This is a genomic window from Telluria sp. RB2R28 (genome assembly GCF_059685835.1).
The window spans coordinates 224,035-238,112 of the sequence record NZ_JCASIK010000001.1 but is presented as its reverse complement, the minus strand read 5'-3'; the positions used below and the strand labels follow the sequence as shown (position 1 = coordinate 238,112).

15 protein-coding genes and 1 tRNA gene are annotated in these 14,078 nt (G+C 59.9%); 6 read left to right on the top strand and 10 right to left on the bottom strand.

The features are described 5' to 3' along the window. Window positions 1-326: 326 nt before the first annotated feature. The 5 genes from AC56LV_RS01065 to AC56LV_RS01045 form a co-directional block, all read right to left on the bottom strand. The gene (locus tag AC56LV_RS01065; RefSeq protein WP_499555355.1) at window positions 327-809 is read right to left on the bottom strand and encodes an MgtC/SapB family protein; all 483 of its coding nucleotides are present in this window, start codon (window positions 807-809) and stop codon (window positions 327-329) included. Window positions 810-929: 120 nt separating this feature from the next. Beyond that, window positions 930-1,730: a polysaccharide export protein EpsE gene (gene epsE / locus AC56LV_RS01060; protein WP_499555353.1), complete on the bottom strand. Its 801-nt coding sequence runs from the start codon at window positions 1,728-1,730 to the stop codon at window positions 930-932. Between the two features lie 185 nt (window positions 1,731-1,915). Then, window positions 1,916-3,130 (bottom strand): XrtB/PEP-CTERM-associated polysaccharide biosynthesis outer membrane protein EpsL, encoded by a 1,215-nt coding sequence (gene epsL / locus AC56LV_RS01055; RefSeq protein ID WP_499555351.1) that lies wholly within the window; start codon window positions 3,128-3,130, stop codon window positions 1,916-1,918. A 36-nt stretch (window positions 3,131-3,166) separates the two neighbouring features. Continuing rightward, on the bottom strand, window positions 3,167-3,916 hold the full coding sequence (locus tag AC56LV_RS01050; protein ID WP_499555349.1) for a CAAX prenyl protease-related protein: 750 nt from the start codon (window positions 3,914-3,916) through the stop codon (window positions 3,167-3,169). Window positions 3,917-3,956: 40 nt separating this feature from the next. Continuing rightward, window positions 3,957-5,858 carry an ATP-binding cassette domain-containing protein gene (locus tag AC56LV_RS01045; RefSeq protein WP_183550195.1) on the bottom strand — a complete coding sequence of 634 codons (1,902 nt, stop codon included), beginning with the start codon at window positions 5,856-5,858 and terminating at the stop codon, window positions 3,957-3,959. 228 nt (window positions 5,859-6,086) lie between these two features. Here AC56LV_RS01045 and AC56LV_RS01040 point away from each other — a divergent pair. The 3 genes from AC56LV_RS01040 (at window position 6,087) to AC56LV_RS01030 (ending at window position 8,260) form a co-directional block, all read left to right on the top strand. Then, window positions 6,087-6,161, top strand: a tRNA-Arg gene (locus AC56LV_RS01040). A gap of 174 nt (window positions 6,162-6,335) precedes the next feature. Further along, window positions 6,336-7,541, top strand: coding sequence for a tyrosine-type recombinase/integrase (locus AC56LV_RS01035; protein WP_499555347.1), 1,206 nt, complete (start codon window positions 6,336-6,338; stop codon window positions 7,539-7,541). Then, the gene (locus AC56LV_RS01030; protein WP_499555345.1) at window positions 7,538-8,260 is read left to right on the top strand and encodes a hypothetical protein; all 723 of its coding nucleotides are present in this window, start codon (window positions 7,538-7,540) and stop codon (window positions 8,258-8,260) included. The genes AC56LV_RS01035 and AC56LV_RS01030 overlap by 4 nt, the downstream gene beginning before the upstream one ends. On the opposite strand, the gene AC56LV_RS01025 is transcribed toward AC56LV_RS01030, so the two are convergent. Beyond that, a complete protein-coding gene (locus AC56LV_RS01025; RefSeq protein WP_499555343.1) occupies window positions 8,257-8,460 on the bottom strand; it encodes a helix-turn-helix transcriptional regulator in 204 nt (67 codons plus the stop codon). The two genes, AC56LV_RS01030 and AC56LV_RS01025, sit on opposite strands and share 4 nt — an antisense overlap. 35 nt (window positions 8,461-8,495) lie before the next feature. On the opposite strand from AC56LV_RS01025, the gene AC56LV_RS01020 reads away from it, so the two are divergent. After that, window positions 8,496-9,197 (top strand): hypothetical protein, encoded by a 702-nt coding sequence (locus tag AC56LV_RS01020; protein ID WP_499555341.1) that lies wholly within the window; start codon window positions 8,496-8,498, stop codon window positions 9,195-9,197. 100 nt (window positions 9,198-9,297) lie between these two features. Here AC56LV_RS01020 and AC56LV_RS01015 read toward each other — a convergent pair whose 3' ends face one another. Both AC56LV_RS01015 and AC56LV_RS01010 read right to left on the bottom strand, forming a co-directional pair. After that, complete coding sequence (locus AC56LV_RS01015) at window positions 9,298-9,456, bottom strand: hypothetical protein (RefSeq protein WP_499555339.1); 159 nt, start codon at window positions 9,454-9,456, stop codon at window positions 9,298-9,300. Then, on the bottom strand, window positions 9,437-9,790 hold the full coding sequence (locus AC56LV_RS01010) for a hypothetical protein (protein WP_499555337.1): 354 nt from the start codon (window positions 9,788-9,790) through the stop codon (window positions 9,437-9,439). Before AC56LV_RS01010 ends, AC56LV_RS01015 begins: the two co-directional genes overlap by 20 nt. A 627-nt stretch (window positions 9,791-10,417) precedes the next feature. Between AC56LV_RS01010 and AC56LV_RS01005 the strand changes: the two genes are divergently transcribed. Then, window positions 10,418-10,756: a hypothetical protein gene (locus AC56LV_RS01005; RefSeq protein ID WP_499555335.1), complete on the top strand. Its 339-nt coding sequence runs from the start codon at window positions 10,418-10,420 to the stop codon at window positions 10,754-10,756. A gap of 217 nt (window positions 10,757-10,973) precedes the next feature. Next, window positions 10,974-11,549 (top strand): hypothetical protein, encoded by a 576-nt coding sequence (locus tag AC56LV_RS01000; protein ID WP_499555333.1) that lies wholly within the window; start codon window positions 10,974-10,976, stop codon window positions 11,547-11,549. A 314-nt stretch (window positions 11,550-11,863) separates the two neighbouring features. Here AC56LV_RS01000 and AC56LV_RS00995 read toward each other — a convergent pair whose 3' ends face one another. Together AC56LV_RS00995 and AC56LV_RS00990 are read right to left on the bottom strand one after the other, a co-directional pair. Beyond that, window positions 11,864-12,388, bottom strand: a complete 525-nt coding sequence (locus tag AC56LV_RS00995) for a MarR family winged helix-turn-helix transcriptional regulator (RefSeq protein WP_499555331.1) — start codon at window positions 12,386-12,388, stop codon at window positions 11,864-11,866. Between the two features lie 7 nt (window positions 12,389-12,395). Further along, entirely contained in the window at window positions 12,396-14,033 is a 1,638-nt protein-coding gene (locus AC56LV_RS00990) for an AMP-binding protein (protein ID WP_499555329.1), read from the bottom strand. Window positions 14,034-14,078: the final 45 nt, after the last annotated feature.

The window sequence follows — 14,078 nt, the reverse complement described above, 5'->3', positions numbered from 1 at the left end:
CGTGTCGGGAGCTACGCACGATTCAGGGTGCGTATTCGAGGAAGGCCAGCTTGCCAGGATGGTGCAAAGTCGGGCAGCGTTGACCGGGCGTGAGAATACCCGGGTTGGTTTCGCCAATGTTGCAAGAAGCGTGCAGACAAGGCCGCGGCTGACATCGCTGCAGATCGCAAGTTGGCCTACGACACCAAGATTGTCGGTGCAATAGCGGGGCAACGAGCGGCGTGATCAGGCAGTTGGGGAGAGGCGCGGCCCTACTGGAAATGTCATGGAGCGTCAGCGCGCTGGAGCGTGCAACTGGGCAACTGGCATACGCCGCCGCCCCACCGTTATTCGGCGTTGCGTTTGCTGGGCGAGCGAACGAATGCGAGGATGACCAGACCAAATAGTGCACTCAGCACTGCCGTGCCTTCACGCCCCATGCCGGCGGAAACGCCGATGGCCGCCGTCATCCAGACACTGGCGGCAGTGGTCAGCCCCTTGATATCGTTCTGATCGCGCTGCTTGAGAATGGCGCCGGCGCCAAGGAAACCAATACCGGCCGTGACACCCTGCAGCACGCGTGACAGGTCCTGGATCGTCATACCGGCCTGCAATGGAATCAGGACGAACAGCGCCGAGCCAACCGAGACCAGCATGTGCGTACGCAGGCCGGCCGAAGCGCCTTTCGTTTCGCGCTCATAGCCAAGCAAACCACCCAGCACCGCCGCCACCAGCAGGCGCACGACGATGATCGTCACATCTTCGGCATCGCCCAGATCGGAAAATTCGTGTTGAATCGTCTCCCAGCTTTCTGTCCACCACCCTTGCATGCCTCTATCCTTGATCAATGCTGTTCAAGGAAATGATGCCATCCATGCAAGAAGTGTGTCGCCACGCTGGCCCTGCTGGGCTGGTGGTAACGTGCGAGTAAGAGCGAAGGCAATCGATGTCTAGAACCAGCTTTCTCGTACGACGATCACGTCATCGACCTGGACGATATCGCTGGCACGGACGTCCAGCGACACCGGCTGACCGCCGACAGCCTTGCGCGTGATGCGGATGCCATTGCTGCTGCCGCGCGGACTCAAGCCACCGCCAGCCGACAAGGCCTGCTGGACCGTCATGCCGCGCTCGAGCCGGAACGGTCCCGGGCGACTGACTTCACCGGTGATATACGCCCGCGGCGCGCGTTCGACAAAGATGATGTCGCCGCCGGCGACTTCTACATCTCTGTCGAGTTCGCCCGTGCGCACCATGTCGACCACATCGATGGTTTCGCGCAGCGTCTTGCCATCGCGCGTGCGCACCAGGCTGATCATGTCGCCGCCATCGCTGTGGATGCCACCCGCCAGCGCCAGCATGTCGAGCACACGGCGGCGCCCGTCCACCGGATAGCGCCCGGGCCGGTTCACATGCCCGAGCACCGAAATCTGCTGGCTCGCCAGGGTCGTCACGAGCATGTTGACCTGGGCCTGCTTGAGGTAGCCACCCTTTTCGAGCAAGCTTGCGATGGTTTTCTCGGCCACCGCCACCGGCATGCCGCCGACAGCCACCTGCCCCAGCCATGGAAACGTGAGATGGCCGCTTTCACTGACGCGGGTCTCGATCGACAGGTCGGGACTGCCATACACCGACAGCTTGACCACGTCACCTGGCCCCAGCAGCACCTCTGCTGCACCAGCTGTGCTCATACCTATGCCCATGCCCAGCATCAACGCCAGGCCCACCATCCATATGACGACACGCTTCATGATTCCTCCATCAGCATCGGTGATCGTTGCAACGGGGCCACCAGCACATGCCCGACATGTCATTCGATGTCTCCACAGCCCAACGGTTCCACTGAAAAGCCGCTGGCATGACTGCGCTAGCGCCAGCGCAATCAATGCGCGTTTTCCCGCAAAAAACCATCAACCTCACGTCCGCAGGATCGTCATCAGAACAACACATTGGCGCTGACCTGCACCACGTTCGCATCGAACTTGCCAGTGCCGAACCCGGAAGCGGTACGCGCCTGGTGGACAACCGCGGCAACGACCTTCACCCCGGGCCGGGCCTGCCACACGGCGCGCACGCTGGCCGAACGGATCGCATCACGCAGCGCATCGGCGCCCGTAAAGTTGCCCCGCGCCGTGTAGCTGCGCCGCTCGTATGTGGCGCTGGCCTCGACCGCCACCCTCGCGCTGGCGGCCCAGTTGACGCCAACGCTGACGCCCTTGTTCAGCGTGTAACTGACGAACGGGCTTTCGATGGGCGCGAACTCGCGCCACACGCCCGCCTGATAGCTGACCTGGCCGCGCGGCGTGTAGAACGCATTGATGCGGCCGTTGACGCCGCTCGTGACGCCTTCGCCGTACGACGGCTGCTCGCGCCGCACGTAACCGGCCAGGCCCTGCAACGTGGTTGAGCCGGTGGCGAGCCAGTTCACACGCAGCTTGAGTTCGTCCTGCGTGAAATCGTCTGTCAGCATCGTAGCGATGGCCGGTCGCCGGTACGGATAGCTGCCCTTGACACGGCGTGCGACCAGGCCCAGCGCACTGCCGCCCCTGGGCTGGTACAGCAGCTCGGTCTCGAATGCTTTTTCGGTGCGGTTGTTGAAGCGCTGGATCGCCAGGTCGTAGCTTGCCTTGTCCCGCTCTGCGCCTGCGCGCAGCTTCCAGCTGGGATGCAGCTGCCAGCCGGCATCGAATGCCTGGCGCCGCTGCTGGCGCAGATTGCGCTGGTCGCTGTTGAAGTCGGTGTATGGCGCGAGTGTCCGGATATCCAGCGCCTCGACACGCCCGTCGAACTGCGTGCCGAGGTGCCAGAACCACGTCGCTTGCAGGTCGTGGCCAGTGTAGTCGAGCTGTCTGAAACGATCGAACGCGGTCTTCGACACCTTGGCCGTGGCGGCAATGCGCTGGCGGCTGATGTGCTTGTCGAGCGCCACACCCGCTTCGAACGTGCGGTAGCTGTCGCTGCGCCCGCCGCCGAACGCGGGCGCCCCATCGGCCTGGCGCAGGAGGTTGTCGTCGTGGGCCCAGCCGATGCCGGCGAGCAGTTGTATCCCTTCAGTTGCCGGCGTGGGCGCCGCGCCTGCAGGAAAGCACCAGAGGGCACCGGCGCACAGCGCGACCGGGGAAAGGCGATGCAACGCTGAAGGGGCTGGCATGGTCGTCGTCTTCCACGGGTCGTACTACCGGAGGAATCACCAGAATTGCCAGCCCCCTGTGTAGACGACCCAGACGCCCAGCAACCCATTCGTGACAGCGTGGGCCAGGATGGGCGACCACAGGTTGCGGTGCCTCATATACAACACGCCATAGGCCACGCCGGCCACAATACCGGCCAGCCACAGCGTGTGTTCAAAGCCGAACAGCACGCATGGGATCACGAACGCCTTGAAGCCGATACGCGCCGGATCAACGAGTCTGAAGTTGGCGTGTTCGACCCAGCGCATCAGGAACGAGCGCCAGAACAATTCTTCCATGACGGGCACGACCAGCGCCGCGCCGGCGATACGCAGCGTCACCATCAGCCAGTCGATCTCGCCATGCGTGCGGGGATCGTAGCCGGGCGAGCTGCCGAGCACCATCCAGGGCAGCGTCAGATTGACCCACAACACCAGCACGATGATGCCAACGACCATGGCAACGAGGGTGTGCGAGAAGCGCAAGCCGAACCGGTGGAGCTCGTCGTACTGGCGCCAGAACACGGCCAGGAGCGCCAGCACGGCGCCGGCCTGCACGGGATACAGCCAGCGCAGGTCGGCGCGGCTCATGCCCATGCGCTCGAGCAGGTCGCCAATCACCATGAACAGGATATAGGTGCCGAATGGCAGGATGCGCGCCCAGGCGGCGCTGGTCAGGAAGGGTTCGTCGGCCGCCGGGGCCGCAGACCCGGGACCGGGGCCGGGGCCGGCTGGCCGGGCGGCGCGCGATTCGTTGTTGTCGATCATGAAAAGTCGCTCTGCCCGGCCATCGCCCGCCCCTGTTGGATTACACGCCGCGCGAGCGCGCTTCGATCGTTTCCCAGCGCTCCAGCGCATCGAGCAGCAAGTCTTCGATTTCGGCAAAGCGCGCATTGATGCGCTTGGCGTCGGCCGGGTTCTGCTTGTAGAAGTCCGGGCCATTGAGCTGCGCCGTGATGGCCGACTGCTCATCTTCCAGCGTCGCGATCAGCTTCGGCAACTCTTCCAGCTCGCGCTGCTCCTTGTAGCTCAGCTTGACCTTCTTGGCGGCCGGGGCCGCGGTGTCGTCCGCTTTAGGGGCACTGGTCTTGACCGGCGCCTGGACCACCGGCGTTGCCGCCTTGACGCGTTCCCAGTCGGTATAACCACCGACGAATTCGCGCCACTTGCCGGCGCCTTCGGCCACGATCACCTGCGTGACGACGTTGTCGAGGAAGGTGCGGTCGTGGCTGACCAGGAACACGGTGCCCGTGTATTCCTCGAGCAGTTCTTCGAGCAGTTCGAGCGTGTCGATGTCCAGATCGTTGGTTGGCTCATCGAGCACGAGGCAATTGGCCGGCTTGGCGAACAGGCGCGCCAGCAGCAGGCGATTGCGCTCGCCACCAGAGAGCGACTTGACCGGCGAACGCGCGCGTTCCGGCGAGAACAGGAAGTCGTTCAGGTAGGTCATCACGTGGCGGCGCTGGCCATTGATCTCGACCCAGTCGCTGCCCGGTGCAATGGTGTCGGCCAGGCTGGCTTCTTCATTGAGCTGGGTGCGCATCTGGTCGAAATACGCGACGTTCAGCTTGGTGCCCAGACGGACCTTGCCGCTGTCGGCCGTTTCTTCGCCCAGGATGATCTTGAGCAGCGTCGTCTTGCCGGCGCCGTTCGGTCCGATCAGGCCGACCTTGTCGCCGCGCATCAGCGTGCCGGTGAAGTTGTCGACGATGACCTTGTCGCCATACATCTTCGAAATGTTCTCGAGATCGGCAACGATCTTGCCCGAACGTTCGCCCGTGGCGACGTCGAGCTTGATCTGGCCCTGCTGGTCGCGGCGCACCGCGCGCTGCGAACGCAATGCTTCCAGGCGGCGCACGCGGCCTTCGTCGCGGGTGCGGCGTGCCTGCACGCCCTTGCGGATCCACACTTCTTCTTGCGCCAGAAACTTGTCGAACTTGGCGTTTTCGACTTCTTCATTGGCCAGCAGTTCTTGCTTGCGCGCCTGATAGGTCGTGAAGTTGCCCGGGAACGACAGCAGACGGCCGCGGTCCAGTTCAATGATGCGGGTGGCAACGTTGTCCAGGAAACTACGATCGTGGGTAATGAACAGGACCGAGCCGCGGAATTCGCGCAGCAGGCTCTCGAGCCACTTGATCGACGTGAAGTCCAGGTGGTTGGTCGGCTCATCGAGCAGCAGGACGTCCGGCGCCGACACCAGCGCCACGGCCAGCGCCACGCGCTTTTGCATACCGCCCGAGAGCGTGCCCATCAGCGCGTCGCCCGACAGGTTCAGGCGATCGAGCGTGGTCTCGACCTTGTGCGCCAGATTCCAGCCGTCGTTTGCATCGAGCTTGGTCTGGATCACATGCATGCGCTCCATCAGCGCGTCGTCGTCGCCCTGGCCGAACTTGCCGGTCAGTTCTTCGTATTCGGTCAGCATGGCCTGCTGGTCGCCCATGCCGCCCGCGACGACGGCAAACACCGTCATGCTCAGGTCAAACACCGGCTCCTGTTCGACATAGGCGATGGTGACGCCCTGCTGCATGACCAGCAAGCCATCGTCCAGGCGCGAGCGGCCTGAGATGACTTTCAGGAGCGAGGATTTGCCGGTGCCGTTGCGGCCGATGAGGCCGACGCGTTCGCCGGTCTCGAGGGAAAAATCAGCGTGGTCGAGCAGCGGCACGTGGCCGAAAGCAAGTTGAGCGGAACTAATGGAGATGACAGCCATGATCGGTATGCGTTTCGTCGCGCGAAAAATTTTTGGCGCGGGGGGAAAAGGTGCGTTGATTGAATAAGGGGCACATTGTACCGACTGCCGGCCATGAACCTGCATTTCTATTTCGATCCCGGCTATAATTGCAACCGGTTCACGGTACCAGCCCGCCCTGCGGGGCCTGCCCGCCGGACTGCAGGCTTGCCCTGCTTCGCGCCGTCAGCACCTGGCAGCGCGGGCGTCCTCCCCGTAGCACAATGGATAGTGCACATGCCTCCTAAGCGTGGGATACTGGTTCGATTCCAGTCGGGGGGACCACCACTCTGCATCACGCTAAATCAGATGGTCTCGATTTCCCTCTCCCCTCCTATGTAACTCCCGCGTTTCTTGAATCAATTTGCCTTAACAAGTATGATGGTATCTCAAAATTCTGTTGGTATTGGTGTTGGTATTTGACCGTGACACCCCTGCAGATACCAACGAGACCGAGAAATGTCCCTCAGCGATACATTTGTCAGGCAAATAAAGCACACCGGCGCCAAGGCTGGCGACAAGCACACCGATGGCGACGGCATGTACCTACATGTCTCGGCAACCGGCAAATACTGGCGGACTAACTATCGCGTCGCCGGCAAGCAAAAAACGCTCGCCCTGGGCGTTTACCCTGCTGTCAGCCTGGCGGCCGCACGAAAGAAGCGTGACGCCGCGCGCGAGCTGCTCGCAGCCGGCATTGACCCAAGCGCCGCGAAGCAGGAAGAAAAGCGGGTAGCCGCGCGCGCCAGCGCAGACACGTTCCAGGCAATCGGTCGTGAATGGCTGGCCAAGACTGGATCCCGCCGTGGTGAGACCACACAGAGCCGGGTCGTAAGCTGGCTCGAAAAGAACATCTTCCCGACCATCGGCCACGTCCCGATCGCCGACCTGCGCGCGCGCGACGTGCTCGACGCCGTGCGCATTATCGAGCAGCGCGGCGCCATCGATTCGGCAAAGCGCGTGCTTGGCTACTACGGCCAGATCTTCCAATATGCGATCGCGACTGAGGCCGTTACTGTCGACGTGACTGCAGGTCTGTACCGCGCGCTCGAGACAAAGCAGCAGCAGCACTATGCCGCGATTACGTCTCCCGCCCAGGTCGGCGCCCTGCTCCGCTCAATTGACGTCTACCACGGGCACCCGTTCGTTTCCGCCGCGCTGCGCGTTGCCCCAATGGTGTTCGTGCGCCCGGGCGAGCTTCGGACAGCAGAGTGGGAAGAGATAGATCTCGACGCCGCCGAGTGGCGCATCCCCGGCGCGAAGATGAAGATGGGTGTGGAGCACATCGTGCCGCTGGCCGACCAGGCTGTGGCCGTGCTGCGCGACCTGCACCGCATCACGGGTGCTGGACGGTACGTGTTCCCGAGCATTCGTACTGGCAGCAGGCCCATGAGCGACAACACCGTCAACGCGGCCCTGCGCGGCATGGGCTATTCCAAGGACGTGATGACTGGGCACGGGTTCCGCGCGATGGCACGCACCATGCTCGATGAGGTGCTGGGGAAGCGGGTCGACCTGATCGAGCACCAGCTCGCGCACCAGGTCAAGGATGTGAACGGACGCGCGTATAACCGCACCGCCCACCTGCCAGCGCGGCGCGAGATGATGCAGCGCTGGGCCGACTACTTGTACAAGCTACGTACGTCCACACTGGAGACTAAATGAATCTCGCGACACTTCAAAAACTTATCGCCGACGCAATTAATGAAAATGTATTTTCAAACTGGCGTTTCTATGCAGCTCTCATTTCTGTGGCTATCCTATGCTCTGTGATAACAGCATTTATTCAGGGATGGGGAAAGAAGAAAGGAGAGACTGCGGCGACGAAGGCAGATTTTGATGAGATCATGCGGCAGCTTAGAGAGAGCACTATTACTGCGAAATCGGTTGAACTTGCTTTGAGCCAGAATGACTGGATCCAACGCGAGAAAAACGCGTTGAGGCGGATGAAACTGGAGCAGCTATTGACCGCTGCGTTTGCCATTGCAAGTTGGGTGCGTAAGGAAGCTCCTCTTGCTAGCAGTAATGTTGATCATGAGCGTGACGGACCAGTTGATGAATTCGAAATGCTTTCAAAATTATACTTCCCAGAGCTAAACGACGAATGTCGAGCTCTCGAAGATAGTTATCGCGAAGCTGTCGATTATTTTATGGGCGTGCGTATCTTTATTCAAGATAGCACCATTAGATTTGACCGAGCTATTGAGTTGAAGCAGCGCCATGACTTGCAAAATATAATTGACGAAAGAAAAGACTACATAGAATCTCGAATCCACGACATGAAAGATAGGTCGTTGGCAGTAGATCGCAAAGTTCAATCGATTGCGAAATCTGCCCACGATCTAATGGAGAAGTTGACAGCCAACCCAAATTCACCTGTCTAGTGCTCGGAAATCCAAGCTCGAATATCTTCCACCTTCCAGGCTGCGACCCCGGCTGACAGCTTTACCGGTGCCGGGAAGGTCTGTGCCTTCACCTTGCGCCACAGCGTCGCTGGTGAAAACGGGATGATGTTCGGCACCAGCTGCTTGAGGCGGACATAGCCTGCTATTGGAAGTCCTGTCGCTTCTGTTTCAATTTCCATTATTTTCTCCTAATTCAATTTCTTTGTTTATTGACATGATACGATTTAACGAACTTTTTAAGTCTGAGGCAGCGGTGCAAAAGAAAATACTGCAGTGGGCGTACGTGATAATGGTCGCGAGCATTAGCCTCTTGATGCTGATTGCTGTGCTACTTTTTGCGTGGCACTTCGAGGAAGCAACGCCTTGGCGAGAAATGAAAGCTGCTGACTGGGGCGTGTGGGCTGGGGCCTTTGGAACAGTAGCAACCTTGGCTGGCACCATTCGAATCGCCACGTCCCAGCGCCGAAAAATAGATAACGAAGCACAGGTTCGCGCACTTCTGTCCGCTGGTCGGCTTATGCCTCAGGTTGCAGCGGTCACCAGCGAGGTGCAACGTGCAATGAAACTTATGCAGAATCAGATTAACTGTGATGAAGGCGAGACGCTGTTTAAGCGAGCAAAGTCCACGCTCACGGTGTCCCACGATTGGCCTCTGAGCGCTATCGCATCTCTCGCTCCGTTGCCAGCGAACTGCGCGATGAATTTGGCACAGGGACTCGGCTATCTTCATGCAGCGGAAATTCTGCTGAATAAGGCACTTGCGCATTACCTCATGTCCGCCAGCATAGGAGCGGCTTACAGGAAGGAGTCGGCTGAAAGCATCTTCCGAAACCTTCACGCAGCTGGTGACATGCTTCATCGCGCCGGGAGCCAGATGTCGGAGTCGAGCGGACTGTCGGATAATGTAACTCTGTAGAGCCACTGGCCTCACCCCATCAGCCGATGCTGGCGTACACCAGTAATCCCCGGCGGCAGCTCTTCGACCTTGTCCAGGAAGTTGCTCCCCTTTTGCCCGGTTACCTGTGCGTGTTCACCTCGACCGCGGCCGAGTTCACCATCACCTGGGATAGCGTACCAATTACCTTCGCCTTCTCGATATCCAGCGTGCCGTCCCTCACCCCTTCGATTGCGCTGAAAAGCAGCTCTCGCAGATCGTCAATGTTTTTCTTGGCCATGGTTTTTCATCCTCTTGTTGATTTGTCGAGTGAGCACTGAGCGCAGCTGCACCACTTCGTTGAGTTCAGGTGGCAGGTTGTGCCGTGTGTTTCGCTTCATGTTTTCTGCCAGGCTGATGCATTCGACCCGGTCGACCGTGATCTCCTCGAGCACGGCGCTGCGCATGCCCGGCTTGAACACGACGATGTGCTTTGCCGGTACCGGCCCGTTCGCGCGGACCCACACCAGCTCGTGCACTGCGCGCCAGCGCTTGCTGTTGTTGCCAGGGTCGTTGCTCACCTTCTGCAACAGCACGCCAGTCTCATCAAACTTCGTGCTGCCAATCGGAAGCATGTTCGATGGCGACTGGCCGGTTTTGAACTGCATCGCTCGGCACGCTTCCTGGCTTCCGGCGACGCGTTCTTGCCTTTATTCCAGACCTTTCTAGAATCGGTACGCCACACCGCCTGGGCGTGGCCGCAGCAGCGCGCAGGCTTGGGCCGAGGCCAAATACCTCACCGACTTCTTCAGGCCTAGGCTATCGCCTTCCCACACCTGTGACGTCCGTAGACCCATCAAAAACGCTAGGTCATCCGTGCTGTATTTGGCTTACAGGTCATGCAGCATTTCGAGCCGCTCGCCGGTCCAGTCGGCTTTCGGCTGGTTTTTTCAATGAAGAGAAGCAGACCGGTGATCGCCGCGAGGTGAACGAGGAGGATGCGCATGCGATCGAGCTCGCCATGCGCGCCCTCTCGCACAGTGATCGCTGATACTGTGCTACCGCTATATCGACCAGAAGCGGCCAGAGCCAGTGTGTCGTAAGCTGTCAATTGCGCATCGGCCCACGACAGTGTTCGTCACCGTTTTCCGCCAAGCCCCGGTGGCGATAGAAATCATCTCTCGATAGCGGGAGTTTCCATGTAACAACTGTGCTAGCATTGCAAAAACTCGATATGCATCGAGTATCAAATTGGAGATGTGATGTTGTCGATTAATGGGAAGAAGGTTGTAGTTTCGGAAACATTCTTGCTGCGCATGGATGATTTTATAAACATAAAAGAAGAACAATTCGGTATAAACCTGCATGTCAGCTGCTTCACGAAAAACTCAATGTCGGACGACGTGCAGGTATTAGACACTGGCGATCAGCTTCAAATCGTCGTACAAATGCCATCGGAAGGCATCACAACGATTGGGGACGTAATGGACCACCCTAGCCACACCTTTACTCTCCGCGTTGGTGTGAAATCCCTAGGTACTGGACTTCTCGTCCACCTAGAGCTATTTGGCATCGAGAGGTTAAAGAAAAATATCAGATAATCCAAGAATTACATGACCGCAGGAAATCTCAGCAGTACATTCCTGCTCACAACTTAATTTCGTCCAGCAAGCAACGTGTAGATTTTCCCCTGATGGGAGATTGCGGCGTGAAGGATCAGAAAGCCCGCCCCGAAAGGTGGCGAGCTTTTTACATATTATGCATAAACATTAAATTATCTGATCCCAGTCGATATAGTCAAAAAATTTGGGAGAAAAAATGGCCGAACGTTCAAGTACCGGTGCGTCACGATGGGTGCTTTTGATCACTGCGATCATCGCACTGGGGGCATACACGCTCCAGTTTCATCACCATTGCTTTTCGTCCGACCCTGCAGAATGGGGTCAGTTCGGTGATTACTTGGGTGGGATTCTCAATCCGATTGTTGCGTTCGGTGCCTTCTTGTGGTTAGTAGCATCGGTTAAATTTCAAAAGGAAGAATTAGCCGCCACAAAAACAGCACTTGAGAAAAGTCAGTCAGCGCAGCAGCAGCAAGCTGATACGAGTCTTCTGACTGCACAGATCAATACATTTAATATTCAACTCTCAAGGGTTAGCGGAAAAATACAAGAGCTGCGCACCAAACAACTCTATATTTCTGAACTTCAGAACAGGCTAGATCATCCCACTCACTACATTGATGAGCACGATGAACGTCATCACGTAACAACTGTCGCAGCTAAAATCGCCAGGGAGATCGGAACGCTGGAAACAGAAAGTGATCGAATTGCAGACGAGGTCAAGGTAATTTCTTCGCAATATCGCAAAAAAGTTGATACCTCCTACTCAAACTAATACAAGCCACCTCTTGCCGCATTTGCTAACGTAGTTAAACCGCCCCGAACAGCATTGAGTCCGGGGGGGTGTTTAAAAATGCTCTCACGATGCGCGGCTGACGACGATGAACAGCGCTGGTCTGCTGCTCAAAGGCGAGGAGCGGCCACAGGGCGATGTTGGACCAGCGCACATCCAAAAATGGGCGGTGCGGTTCGGAAATTGAACTTGTGAGGTCTGTCTGTACTTTCGTTGGTATCTACCCTATACCATCTCAACCGAACCAGCATCCATGCAGGTTTCCGTCCATTCCCCGATTCCAATCGGGGGACCAGCTACACCCCGTCATCCACCCGCAAATTGCGCTTCATGGTCGACAACAACGCGATCATCGTCGCCTTGTCTTCCGCCGCCACGTCGGCCAGCATTTCCTCGATCCAGCGCTCATGCACGGCCGCCATCTCGTCGAACGCCGCGCGCCCCGCTGACGTCAGCTTAACGGCCGACGCGCGCCGGTCGTTCACATCCTGCACCCGCACCACGAGCTGCTCGCGCTCGAGCTGATCGGTAATCCCTGTGATATTGCCGCCGGTGACCATCATGCGCTTGGACAGTTCCCCCATGCGCAGGCCGTCCGGATGCCGTTGGAGCTGCGCCATCAGGTCAAAGCGCGGCAGCGTGATGTCGAATGTCGTGCGCAGGCGGCTGCGGATTTCATTCTCGATGCGCGTCGTGCACGACAGCATGCGCAGCCACAGGCGCAGCGATTGGTGATGTTCGTCCGTCAGGCGGCTTTCCATGTCCAGCTCGGCTGCCCCGCCCATCGCTGGGTCTTGTTCACGTCCATCCACTTCCTGCATGCTGTCCTCAATCTGCGTTCGTGCGTAATTTAAAGCGTTGTAGTTTACCGGTTTCGGTGCGCGGCAGTTTTTCCTTGAACAAAATGGCCCTGGGGTACTTGTACGGCGCGATCTGTGCCTTCACGAATTCCTGCAATTCGCATGCCAGACCCGCCGACCCCACCCGCCCTGCGCGCAGCACGACGTGGGCCTCGACCACCTGGCCGCGTTCGGGGTCGAGCCGCCCCACGACGGCGCATTCGGCCACCGCCGGATGGTGCAGCAGCGCTTCTTCGACTTCGGCGCCGGCGATGTTGTAGCCGGCCGAGATGATCATGTCGTCTGTCCGGGAGCGGTAGTAGAAATACCCGTCGGCGTCCATTTCGTAGGCGTCGCCCGTGATGTTCCAGCCGCCCTGCACGTAATCACCCTGGCGCTCGTCGTCCAGGTAGCGGCAGCCGGTGGGGCCTTTCACGGCCAGGCGGCCGATCACGCCCGGCCCGACAGGTACGCCGTCGGCATCGAGGATGCAGGCCTGGTAGCCCGGCACCGGCTTGCCGGTCGCGCCCGGCCGGATGGCCGCGCCCGCGCTGGCGATGAAAATGTGCAGCAGTTCGGTTGCGCCGATCCCGTCGATCATCGCCAGCCCGGTCGCCGTCTGCCACGCCTCGCGCGTGGCCAGCGGCAGCGGCTCGCCGGCCGACACGCTGGCGCGCAGGCTGGTCAGGTCGAAACGGTCCGCCTGCGCTGCCATCAGGCGATAAAAGGTGGGCGCCGTGAAGCAAACGGTGGCGCGGTAGTCGGCGATCGCCGCCAGCAGCGCCTCGGGGCTCAGGCGTTCGAGCAACACGCCTGCGCCGCCGACGCGCAGCGGAAACAGCAGCAGGCCGCCCAGCCCGAACGTGAACGCCAGCGGCGGCGTGCCGATGAAGATATCGTCGGCGCACGCTTCCAGCATATGGCGCGAGAAGCAGTCGCAGATGGCCAGCACGTCGCGGTGAAAGTGCATGGTCCCTTTCGGGATGCCGGTGGTGCCAGACGTGAAACTGATCAGGCAGACGTCGTCGCGCGCGGTGTCGGCAGCGAGGAACGGGGCGTCGTGGCGTGCCATCCGTTCTTCCAGCGCACCGGGCGCATCGGGCGCCGGTGTGCCGAACACCAGGACCGGCACCTTCAGGCCGAGCGCATCGACTTCGTCCACCAGACCATCGGCGCACAGCACCGCATTGATGCGCGCCTTGTCGGCGATGGCACCCAGTTCGCGTGCGCGCAGCAGCGGCATGGTCGGCAAGGCGATGCAGCCGGCCTTGATCACGCCCAGGATGCAGGCCGCCATCATCGGGCAGTTCGCGCCGCGCAGCAGCACGCGACTGCCTGTGGCCAGCCCAAGGTCGTGGCGCAGCACGTGGGCGATGCGATCGACCTGCGCCAGTAGTTCGGCATAGTTCAAGCGTTCACGCGCGCCGATCAGCGCCGTGCGCGCGCCCCAGCCGCGCGCGATGGCGCCATCGAGCAGCGCGCTCGCGCAGTTCAGGCGCTCGGGGTATTGCAGCTCGGGCAACTCGAACAGGAAGTCGGGCCAGGTATCGGGCGGTGGCAAGTGCGCGCGCGCGAAGCCATCGGTGTGGCCGGAGGGGCACAGCGCTGCACTGGTGACGTCGTTCATGGCTTGATCCCCGGCTAGCAACGAAGCAGTCGACCGGCAGCGCCG